Here is a 9,765-nt window from a genome sequence, read left to right as displayed (position 1 = left end):
TCGACGGGTGGGATCAGTGGCCTGTGTCCGTGAAGACGCCTCACCGAACGAGGTGCCTTGCTTAAACCTCCATGAGTATAGGCCCCTGTGCGCATAAGGGTGCAACCGGACGGCAGCGCGCGCCGGACAGCTCGGTCAAGCACAGGCTGGAGATGAAGCGCCTGGTCGATGCCGTTCGACCCTCGGTCGGCACTGCGCAGACGCGAGAGCACGGGAGGCGGTCATGAAGGTGTTCTGGCTCATTCTCGTCGCCGCGCTCGCGGTGGCCGCCGCCGGGAGCCGGCGGCAGGGCCTGCTGCGCAGAGCGCCCCCGGCCCAAGCGGTCGGCGTCGTCGGGGTGGGGTACGGGCGCCGTGCGCAGCACTGACCGCGTCGCACGGCTCGCCGGGCGCGAGGGTCGTGTCTACCGGCCGCCTTCCTGCCGGTCCGTCTAGAGTGCTCATGGAATCAATGCCGCAAAACGGGCATGACTGATGTGAGTGCGACCGATGGCGAGGCCACCCGAATGGACCTGAGTATCCGCAACCAGCTGCCCGGCACCGTCACCGCTGTCACCCAGGGCGAGGCCGTCGCCGCCGTCAGAACGCGTCTGGCCGGCGGTCAGGAGATCACCGCCGTGGTGACGGTGGACGCCGTGAAGGAGCTCGGCATCGACGAGGGGACGGCAGTCCGAGTCCTCATCAAGTCGACGGAGGTGGCGCTCGCCACCGAACGGGTCGACGGCATCAGCATCCGCAATCAGATCCTCGGCAAGGTCGAGGGGGTGACCACCGGCGGTGCCATGGCGATCGTGCGGATCGAGATCGACGGCGGACGGCTCACCGCCGCGATCACCAACGAGGCCGCCTCGGACCTGGGCCTCTTCGCGGGCTCCTCGGTCGTGGCGCTGATCAAGTCCACCGAGGTCTCCCTCGCCACCGGGGCCGCCTGACCCGCGCGCGGGCCAGGTAGCAGACTGGACGCATGCCGGAGCTGCCTGAGGTCCAGGCCCTCGCCGAATTCCTTGCCGACCGACTCGTCGGGCGCGCCGTCGCCCGCGTGTACCCGGTCGCGGTGAGCGTGCTCAAAACGTATGACCCCCCGCTCGGCGCCCTCGAAGGGCGCGAGATCACCGCCGTCCGCCGCTACGGCAAGTTCCTCGGCATCGCGACCGACGGCGGACCGCACCTCGTCACCCACCTCGCCCGCGCGGGCTGGCTGCGCTGGAAGGACGACCTGCCCGCCGCGCCGCCCAGGCCCGGCCGGGGGCCGCTCGCGCTGCGCCTGCTGCTCGCGGAGCCCGAAGGCGCAGGCTTCGACCTGACCGAGGCCGGTACGCAAAAGCGGCTCGCGGTGTACTGCGCGCGCGATCCGGGTGACGTGCCGGGGATCGCGCGGCTCGGCCCGGACCCGCTGGATCCGTCGTTCACCCTGGAGGCGTTCGCCGCGCTGCTGGCGGGTGAGCGGCGGCAGATCAAGGGCGTGCTGCGCGACCAGAGCGTGATCGCGGGGATCGGGAACGCCTACTCCGACGAGGTGCTCCACGCTGCCAGGACGTCGCCGTTCAAACTCGCGGCTAGCCTGACCGAGGACGAGACCGCCGCACTGTACGGGGCAGTGGGCACGACACTGCGGGACGCGGTGGAGCGGTCCCGTGGTGTCGCGGCGGGGGAGCTGAAGGCCGAGAAGAAGAGCGGCCTGCGGGTGCACGGCAGGACCGGCGAGGCGTGCCCGGTGTGCGGCGACACCATCCGCGAGGTCTCGTACCGCGATCGCTCGATGCAGTACTGCCCTACTTGCCAGACCGGAGGGAAGCCACTCGCGGACCGGCGCCTGTCGCGACTGCTCAAATAGCAGCATGTGACCCTTTTGTGGTGTTTTCTTGTTGGTGGAGGGCAGAGCCATGACCGACACCGCACAGGAGCCACGCGTACTGCACCTGTCGGCGCTTCTCAAACGACCGGTGGCCGACCGCGCCGGCCACTCGCTCGGCAGGCTCGCCGATGTGATCGTGCGTCTGAGAGGCCGCGACTATCCGCTGGTGACGGGCGTGGTCGCCGGCATCGGAGGCGTTGAGCTCTTCGTTCCCATCGAGCAGGTGGACTCCTTCGACGCCGACGGCCCGGTGCGGCTGGTCAGCGCCAAGGTCGATCTGCGGCCGTTCGAACGCCGCGAGGGTGAGGTGCTGCTCCGGGCCGACGTGCTCGGCCACCGGCTGATCGACGTCACCGACGTACACCTGGTGCGGGCCTCGGACGTGGAGCTGGTCCGGGAGGACACCCACTGGCTGCTCGCCCGTGTGGACACCCACCGACCGCACCGGCTGCTCGGCGTCTTCAAGGAACGATCGACCATCCGCGCATGGCGTGACTGGAAGGCCTTCGAACCACTGATCGGGCACGGGCGCAGCGTGATCGCACGCCGCCCGTTCGCCCGGATCCGCAGGCTGCGGCCGGCCGAGATCGCCGACCTGATCGAGGACGCCTCCACCGAGGAGGAGCGCGAGATCCTCGGTCACGTCCACCAGGACCCCGAGCTGGAGGCGGATGTCTTCGAGGAGCTCGAGGAGGATCTCGCCTCCCGGCTGCTCGGGGCACGCACCAACGCCGAGATCGCCGAGGTGCTGACGCGGATGCGCGCCGACGATGCGGCCGACGCCATCAGCGATCTGCCACAGGCCCGCCGCCGGCCCGTGCTCGATCTGCTGCCGGCGGGCCAGCGCACCAAAGTGCTGACCCTGATGGGCTTCAATCCCGACAGCGCGGGCGGCCTGATGGGCATGGACTTCCTGGCGATGCCCGGACGGACGACCGTGGGGGAGGCGCTCGAAGCCGTACGGGGCGCGGGAGCCCTCCAGCCCGAGGCGCTCACCAGCGTCTACACCATCGACGACGAGGGGAGCCTGCTCGCCGTGGCGCGTCTTGTGGCGCTGCTGCAGGCAGACCCCGCCGCCACGCTGCAGGAGGTGAGCGAGTCCGATCCGGTGCGGGTCGGCCCCGACACCGATCTCGTCGACGTCGCCCTGCTGATGACGGACTACAACCTGGTGACGCTGCCGGTGGTCGACGAGGACCGGGTGCTGCTGGGCGTCATCACCGTCGACGACGTGCTCGAAGCCACGCTGCCGGAGGACTGGCGCCGCCGGGAGGTCGCACCGCCGCCGGACGGCCACCGCGACGCAGGGGAGCCGGCACCATGAGCGACCGGACACCGAGCGAGCGGACACCGCCGAACGGGCCGCAGCCCCCGGCACCCGCGCCCGGACCGACGCCCGGACCGGAGCCACGCGGCGGACCCGCACCCCGTCCCGCCCCACCGGAACGACCGCCCCGGCCCGAACCGCGCCGCGAACCCGCCCCTGCTCCACGCCCCCGGCGCACGGCCGTACTGGACGAGGCACACACCGGCGACATCGAAGGCGCCCTCGGCAGGATCCGGATCGACGAGGCCGACTCCTCCCACACCCTGAAACGGCGGCTGCTCACCTTCCTCGCCATCGTCGGCCCCGGTCTCATCGTCATGGTCGGCGACAACGACGCGGGTGGCATCGCCACATACGGCCAGGCCGGGCAGAACTACGGCTACAGCCTGCTGTGGGTGCTCCTGCTCCTGATCCCTGTCCTCATCGTCAACCAGGAGATGGTGGTACGGCTCGGCGCCGTCACCGGTGTCGGCCATGCGCGCCTGATCAACGAGCGGTTCGGCAGATTCTGGGGCTGGTTCAGCGTCGGCGACCTGTTCGTGCTCAACTTCCTCACCATCGTGACCGAGTTCATCGGCGTATCGCTGGCCCTCGGCTACTTCGGCATCAGCCAGTACATCGCCGTCCCCGTCGCCGCGCTCGCCCTCGTCGCGATCACCGCGAGCGGCAGCTTCCGCCGCTGGGAGCGAGCCATGCTGGCGTTCATCGCCGTCAGCGTGCTACTGCTGCCGCTCGCCCTGCTCTCCCATCCCCGCTACGGACTGGCCTTCTACCACCTGGTCGTGCCCGGCGTGCAGGGCGGGATCTCCTCCAACGCGGTTCTGCTGATCATCGCGATCGTCGGCACCACGGTCGCGCCCTGGCAGCTGTTCTTCCAGCAGTCCAACATCATTGACAAGCGCATCACGCCTCGCTTCATCGGGCACGAACGCGCCGACACCGTCCTCGGCTCGCTCGTCGTGGTCGGGGGCGCCACCGCCGTCGTCATCATCGCCGACTACGCCGTGCGCGGCACTGCCGCCGCCGGACACTTCACAGATGCCCTGGGCATCGCCGACGCGCTCGGGCACCGCAGCCCTGTGCTGGGTGCGCTCTTTGCGATCGTGCTGCTCGACGCCTCCGTCGTCGGCGCGGCCGCGGTCACCCTGGCGACCAGTTACGCCTTCGGCGACGTGTTCAATCTGCGCCACTCCCTGCACCGCAGCTTTGGCGAGGCCAAGGCGTTCTACGGCAGTTACGCGGCCATGGTGCTCGTCGCCGCCGCCATCGTGCTGATCCCCGGAGCGCCGCTGGGGCTGATCACCACCGGCGTCCAGGCCCTCGCAGGGCTGCTGCTGCCGTCGGCCAGCGTATTTCTTCTGCTGCTGTGCAACGACCGTGCCGTGCTCGGGCCGTGGACCAACCCGAGCTGGCTCAACGCCCTGGCCGGCCTCATCGTCTCGGTGCTGCTGATGCTCTCCGGGATCCTCATCGCCACCACCTTGTTCCCGTCGCTCGACACCACCACGGTCACCCTGTGGCTCTCCGTCGCCCTCGGCACCGGGCTGCTCGCGGTGGGGGCGCGGCTGGCGGCGGTTCGGGCGCGTCGCGGCCCCGCACGCGCCGCCGCCCCGCAGATCTCGCGGGCCGACCGCGAAAGCTGGCGCATGCCACCGCTCACCCTCCTCGAACCCGTCATCTGGTCCCCGGGGACGAAGCTGGGCATGAGCCTGCTGCGGGGCTATCTCGTCGTCGCCGCCCTGCTGCTGCTCGTCAAGGCGATCCAGATCGGCTGAGCGCGCCGTGCGGCCAAGGGCGAATATGGAGCCATGCTGCTGGCCGATGTGGCACGGACGTCGCGGGAGATCGCGGCCACGAGCGCGCGATCGCGCAAGGTCGCCCTGCTCGCAGGGGTGTTCCGGGCCACCGCGCCGTCGGAGGCGCCTGTCGTCATCACCTATCTCGCCGGACGGCTGCCGCAGCGACGGCTGGGGGTGGGATGGAAGGCGCTCGTCCAGCCTCCGCCCGCCGCCGCAGACCCGCGTCTTTCCGTGCTCGACGCGCACGAGGCGCTGGAGCGGATCTCGGCGGTCTCCGGCAAGGGGGCCCAGGGCGAGCGCAAAAGGCTTCTCGACGCGCTGCTGGCGGACGCCACCGAGGACGAACAGCGCTTCCTCGCCCGGCTGATCGGCGGTGAGCTGCGACAGGGCGCCCTCGACGCACTCGCCGTCGAGGGGCTCGCCGAGGCCGTCGGCGCCGCGCCCGCCGAGGTACGGCGCGCCGTGATGCTGGGCGGGTCGCTCGGTGCCGTCGCGCAGGACCTGCTGGCCCGCGGCGCGGACGCGCTCGCCGGCTACCGGCTCGAAGTCGGCCGGCCCGTCCTGCCCATGCTGGCCCACACCGCTCGCGGGGTCGACGAGGCGCTGGACAAGCTCGGCCCGTGCGCGGTGGAGGAGAAGCTCGACGGCATCCGGGTCCAGGTGCACCGGGACGGCCCCTCGGTACGGATCTACACCCGCACTCTCGACGAGATCACCGACCGGCTGCCCGAAGTGGCCGCCGCGGCACGGGGGATCGACGCCGAACGCGTGGTGCTCGACGGCGAGTGCATCGCGCTCGACGCGGACGGGCGTCCACGCCCCTTCCAGGAGACGGCAGGCCGGGTCGGCTCGCGCCTCGACGTGGCGAGCGCCCGCATCTCGATGCCGCTGTCGCTCGTTGTCTTCGACCTGCTCTACGTCGACGGCCGCGACCTCCTCGACCTGCCGGCCGCCCGTCGGCACGCAGAACTCGCCCGCATCGTGCCGGAGCCGCTGCGTATGCGCCGGCTGGTCGCCGCGGAACCGGCCGACGAGCAAGTCCGCGCTGCAGTACGGGAGTTCACGGCGGACACGCTCGCCCGCGGCCACGAAGGCGTGATGATCAAGGCACTTGACGCCCCGTACAGCGCCGGCCGCAGGGGCGCCTCCTGGCTGAAGGTCAAGCCGGTGCACACCCTCGACCTGGTGGTGCTCGCCGCGGAATGGGGCCACGGACGCCGCACGGGCACGCTGTCCAACCTGCACCTTGGCGCACGGCGCTCCGACGGCGGATTCGCCATGCTCGGCAAGACGTTCAAGGGCTTGACGGACGCGATGCTCACCTGGCAAACCGAACGTCTGCAGCAACTCGCCGTCAGCCAGGAGCCGTGGGGCGTGATCGTACGGCCGGAACTCGTCGTCGAGGTCGCCTTCGACGGGGTGCAGCGGTCGCCGCGCTATCCGGAAGGCATGGCGCTGCGCTTCGCCCGCGTGCTGCGCTACCGCGAGGACAAGCCCGCGGCCGAGGCGGACACCGTGGAGACGGTACGGAGCCTGCGCACGTGAACCGCACAGCGTCCCCCGTACGGGCGCCCCCGTACCGCTTCCGCCCCGCATGGCCGGGGAGCGGACGGCAGGCGGACGTACCGTTCCGGAAAGCGCGCCGGAGGCGGCGCGGGGAAGACGGTGGGCACGTGGGACGGCGGTTCATGATTCTGAGCGCCGGGATGGGCGCGGGCCACGACGCGGTGGCCGACGAGCTCGCACACCGGCTGGCGCAGGCGGGGCACGCCACCGAGAAGGTCGACGTCCTGCGTCTGCTGCCCGCGGGCACCGGCTCTGCACTGCGGCGCTACTACGCTGCCGCGGTCCAGTACGCGCCGTGGACGTACGACGCGATCTACGAGGCGTTCTTCGTGCCGAGACGGCGGACCATGCGGCGGCCGCTGATGAGCACCTCACCCCTCGTCGCCCCCGCGGCGACCGCACTGCGCCGCCATGTGGAGCGCGGGCGGCCCGACACCGTGATCTCCACCTTCCACCTCGCGGCGCAGATGTGCGGGCGGCTACGCGACCAGGGCGCGCTGCCCGCCACCAGCGTCGTGGTGGTCACCGACTTCGCCGTGCACCGGCAGTGGTTCCACCCCGGCAACGACATGCACCTGTGCCCGACCCCCGAATCGGCGGCGACGCTGCGTGACATGGGCGGACGCGGGGTGGTCGCCGCCGGTCCCGTGGTGCCCGAGCCCTTCTTCCGCGCCTCGTCCGAGAGCGCGGCCGCCACCGCCTATGCCCGGCGGTTCGCGGTTCGGGTGCCGGGCGCCACGCCCGTACTGGTCTCGGCCGGGGCGTGGGGCGTGGGCTCCGGACTGAGCAGGACCGCGGCGCTGCTGGCGAGCGGCGGATACCTGCCTGTGGTGCTGTGCGGGCACAACAAGGCGCTGCGCAGGCGGCTCGTCGGCATCCCCGGCGTCGTGCCGCTCGGCTGGGTGACCGACGTACCGGAGCTGATGACGGCTGTCCGCGCCTTGGTGGAGAACGCCGCAGGCCAGACCGCGGCGCAGGCGCTGGCGGTCGGGCTGCCCGTGGTGAATTACCGCACCATCGCAGGCCACGGCACCGACGGCGCGCGGCGGATGGCCGCCGCAGGGCTGTCCTCGTACGTCCGCGACCCGTGGGATCTGATGCGGGTGCTGGACGAGCTGACGCGCGACGGACCGCTGCGCGGCGCCCGGGTCGCTGCCGGCAAGCGGCTGTTCACGGAGGACGCCGCCGCCCTCGCGGCCCAGGCGCGTTAGGCGAGCCGCGCCGCCAGGCGGCGGAAGAGCGCGGGGGCGCCGCCGTGCAGCCGGGCGGGCAGGCGCATCCACGCCGGAACGAACAGCTCCGCACGGTGCCGCACCACCGCCCGGTACACGGCCTCCGCCACCCGTTCGGGTGGTATGGGGCGCGGTCGCGATCGCCCGTACGGCGTACCACGGCGGGCGAAGAACGGGGTGTCGACGGCGCCGGGCAGCACCACGGAGACATGCACGCCCAGCGGACGCACCTCATAGCGCAGGCTGTCCGCGAACGCCCCGAGCGCCGCCTTCGTCGCCGCATACACCGCCTCCCCGCCCACCCCGCACGCACCGGCGATCGAACCGACCAGCACCACGTGTCCGTTGCCCCTGCGCACCATCGCGGGCAGCAGCGCCCGCACGAGGTGCAGCGCGGAGGCGAGGTTCACTGCGAGCAGCCGGTCGATGTCGTCCGGTGGCATCTCGGTGAAGGGCCCCGCCCAGCCCACGCCCGCGCCGGCGATCAGCACATCCACCCGGCCGGTCAGGTCGAGCGCACGGCCCGCGAGGTCACGGCAGCCCTCGGGCGTGGCCAGATCCGCGGGCAGCGCCACCCCGCCGCTCGCGTCCGCGACGGCTGTGAGCCGGGCCGGGTCGCGGCCGTTGAGCAGCAGTTCGCACCGTTGCCCGGCCGCGAGCCGCCGTGTCACCGCGGCGCCGATCCCCGACGAGGCGCCGGTGACCATGACGACCGGAACACCGGGCGCGGTCACCGCTCGCAGCCGGGGCCAACGGGACACCTCCCTGGCCGGGAGCGGCCCCGCTGGTGCTGTCTCCGTTTCGCTGCACGGCACGCGGTCCCGCATGGACACTCCTCGACGGCAACAGCGGCAAAAAGCAACATAACAGGCTGATCGCCTTTCCCGCCGTATGTGCTCCGGCCAATAGCGGGCACCTGCCGACACGCGGGTGACGTGCAAGACTTTGGATCAACAGCCCTGCTACGGGGCCCGCGGGAAGGGAATGCATCAGGCAAGTGGACCGCTCGTGCTGACCTACCTGCTCGCCATGCTCGCGTCCTGTGCCAATGCCGTGGCGTCGGTGGCACAGCGCATGGCCAACCGCGACCTGCCCCGGGAGGACAACCTCAGGCCCCGGCTGATTCTGCGGCTGCTGCGCCGTCCGGTGTGGTTCGCCGGGATCCTCGCGCTGACCGTGGGCTTTCTGTTGCAGGCCGGCGCGCTCGCGGTCGGCCAGCTGTCGGTGGTCGAGCCGATCCTGGTCTGCGAGTTGCCGCTCACCCTGATGCTGGCCTCACGCGTCTTCCGCACCGGGCTTCACCTGCGCGAATGGGCCTCGACGCTGGGCATGACCGCAGGCCTCGCGGCTTTGCTGTACTTCCTCGCCCCGACGCCCGGCAGTTCACAGTCCGTCACGTGGGACACCTGGCTGCTGGGGGCGGGGGTCAACGTCGTCGTGGTCGCGGCCGTGGTGGAGTGGGGCCGCCGCGGCGAGAACGCTTATACGGGGGTGCACGGCGGAGGCCGCCGCGCGGCGGCGTTCGGGGTGGCCGCGGGGGCGCAGTTCGGTCTGACGGCCGCGCTGATGAAGGGGGCGATGAGCAGGTCGGCGCAAGGCTTCGTCTCCATCTTCACCGGATGGCAGTTGTACGCGATGGTGGTCTCCGGCCTCATCGGCCTGTTCCTGCTGCAGTCGGCGCTGAACGCCGGACGGCTGCTCGCCGCACAGCCGGGCCTGACGCTCTCCGACCCGCTGGTGTCCGTCCTGTGGGGCGTGCTCGCCTTCCACGAGCACGTCCACGGCGGTGCGTCCCTGATCCTGGCACTCGCGGGGGCGGTGCTCATCGTCGTCTCGGTGATGGTGCTGGCGCGCTCCCCGCTACTGGTCCCCGACCACCCCGCGTTGCAGCCGGCCGGCTCACCCGACTGATCCGGCCGGGTCGCATCCGTCACCCGGACGGCGCATCCTGGAATCGAGGGGGCGTACCCCCTCGCCTCCGGGCCGG

At 71.7% G+C, this 9,765-nt stretch carries 9 protein-coding genes; 8 read left to right on the top strand and 1 reads right to left on the bottom strand.

The window, feature by feature from the left end; translation table 11 throughout:
• Positions 1 to 223: 223 nt before the first annotated feature.
• The 7 genes from NGB36_RS31910 (at position 224) to NGB36_RS31880 (ending at position 7,757) form a co-directional block, all read left to right on the top strand.
• Positions 224 to 367, top strand: a complete 144-nt coding sequence (locus tag NGB36_RS31910; protein WP_255924101.1) for a hypothetical protein — start codon at positions 224 to 226, stop codon at positions 365 to 367.
• A 138-nt stretch (positions 368 to 505) separates the two neighbouring features.
• The gene (locus NGB36_RS31905) at positions 506 to 931 is read left to right on the top strand and encodes a TOBE domain-containing protein (protein WP_255924105.1); all 426 of its coding nucleotides are present in this window, start codon (positions 506 to 508) and stop codon (positions 929 to 931) included.
• Between the two features lie 32 nt (positions 932 to 963).
• Positions 964 to 1,833 carry an Fpg/Nei family DNA glycosylase gene (locus NGB36_RS31900; RefSeq protein ID WP_255924100.1) on the top strand — a complete coding sequence of 290 codons (870 nt, stop codon included), beginning with the start codon at positions 964 to 966 and terminating at the stop codon, positions 1,831 to 1,833.
• A 49-nt stretch (positions 1,834 to 1,882) separates the two neighbouring features.
• Positions 1,883 to 3,178 carry a magnesium transporter MgtE N-terminal domain-containing protein gene (locus tag NGB36_RS31895; RefSeq protein WP_255924099.1) on the top strand — a complete coding sequence of 432 codons (1,296 nt, stop codon included), beginning with the start codon at positions 1,883 to 1,885 and terminating at the stop codon, positions 3,176 to 3,178.
• Positions 3,175 to 4,956: an NRAMP family divalent metal transporter gene (locus NGB36_RS31890; RefSeq protein WP_255924098.1), complete on the top strand. Its 1,782-nt coding sequence runs from the start codon at positions 3,175 to 3,177 to the stop codon at positions 4,954 to 4,956. The genes NGB36_RS31895 and NGB36_RS31890 overlap by 4 nt, the downstream gene beginning before the upstream one ends.
• A 33-nt stretch (positions 4,957 to 4,989) precedes the next feature.
• Positions 4,990 to 6,525, top strand: a complete 1,536-nt coding sequence (locus NGB36_RS31885) for an ATP-dependent DNA ligase (protein ID WP_255924097.1) — start codon at positions 4,990 to 4,992, stop codon at positions 6,523 to 6,525.
• A 128-nt stretch (positions 6,526 to 6,653) separates the two neighbouring features.
• Positions 6,654 to 7,757, top strand: coding sequence for an MGDG synthase family glycosyltransferase (locus tag NGB36_RS31880; protein ID WP_255924096.1), 1,104 nt, complete (start codon positions 6,654 to 6,656; stop codon positions 7,755 to 7,757).
• On the opposite strand, the gene NGB36_RS31875 is transcribed toward NGB36_RS31880, so the two are convergent.
• On the bottom strand, positions 7,754 to 8,605 hold the full coding sequence (locus tag NGB36_RS31875; protein WP_372509579.1) for an SDR family NAD(P)-dependent oxidoreductase: 852 nt from the start codon (positions 8,603 to 8,605) through the stop codon (positions 7,754 to 7,756). The genes NGB36_RS31880 and NGB36_RS31875 overlap by 4 nt on opposite strands.
• A gap of 181 nt (positions 8,606 to 8,786) precedes the next feature.
• On the opposite strand from NGB36_RS31875, the gene NGB36_RS31870 reads away from it, so the two are divergent.
• Positions 8,787 to 9,689: a DMT family transporter gene (locus tag NGB36_RS31870; protein WP_255924095.1), complete on the top strand. Its 903-nt coding sequence runs from the start codon at positions 8,787 to 8,789 to the stop codon at positions 9,687 to 9,689.
• Positions 9,690 to 9,765: the final 76 nt, after the last annotated feature.

This window comes from Streptomyces humicola (assembly GCF_024436035.1).
In the GTDB taxonomy this organism is placed as follows: Bacteria; Actinomycetota; Actinomycetes; order Streptomycetales; family Streptomycetaceae; genus Streptantibioticus_B; species Streptantibioticus_B humicola.
Note: the sequence above shows the minus strand (reverse complement) of the source record. Positions and strands in the feature narration are given on the sequence as shown.

What these genes read in the sequence shown, in the direction of transcription:
- NGB36_RS31885 (WP_255924097.1), top strand. Translation starts at nt 4,990, where the DNA reads ATGCTGCTGGCCGATGTGGCACGGACGTCGCGGGAGATCGCGGCCACG.
- NGB36_RS31875 (WP_372509579.1), bottom strand. Translation starts at nt 8,605, where the DNA reads ATGCGGGACCGCGTGCCGTGCAGCGAAACGGAGACAGCACCAGCGGGG.
- NGB36_RS31900 (WP_255924100.1), top strand. Translation starts at nt 964, where the DNA reads ATGCCGGAGCTGCCTGAGGTCCAGGCCCTCGCCGAATTCCTTGCCGAC.
- NGB36_RS31905 (WP_255924105.1), top strand. Translation starts at nt 506, where the DNA reads ATGGACCTGAGTATCCGCAACCAGCTGCCCGGCACCGTCACCGCTGTC.
- NGB36_RS31910 (WP_255924101.1), top strand. Translation starts at nt 224, where the DNA reads ATGAAGGTGTTCTGGCTCATTCTCGTCGCCGCGCTCGCGGTGGCCGCC.
- NGB36_RS31895 (WP_255924099.1), top strand. Translation starts at nt 1,883, where the DNA reads ATGACCGACACCGCACAGGAGCCACGCGTACTGCACCTGTCGGCGCTT.
- NGB36_RS31890 (WP_255924098.1), top strand. Translation starts at nt 3,175, where the DNA reads ATGAGCGACCGGACACCGAGCGAGCGGACACCGCCGAACGGGCCGCAG.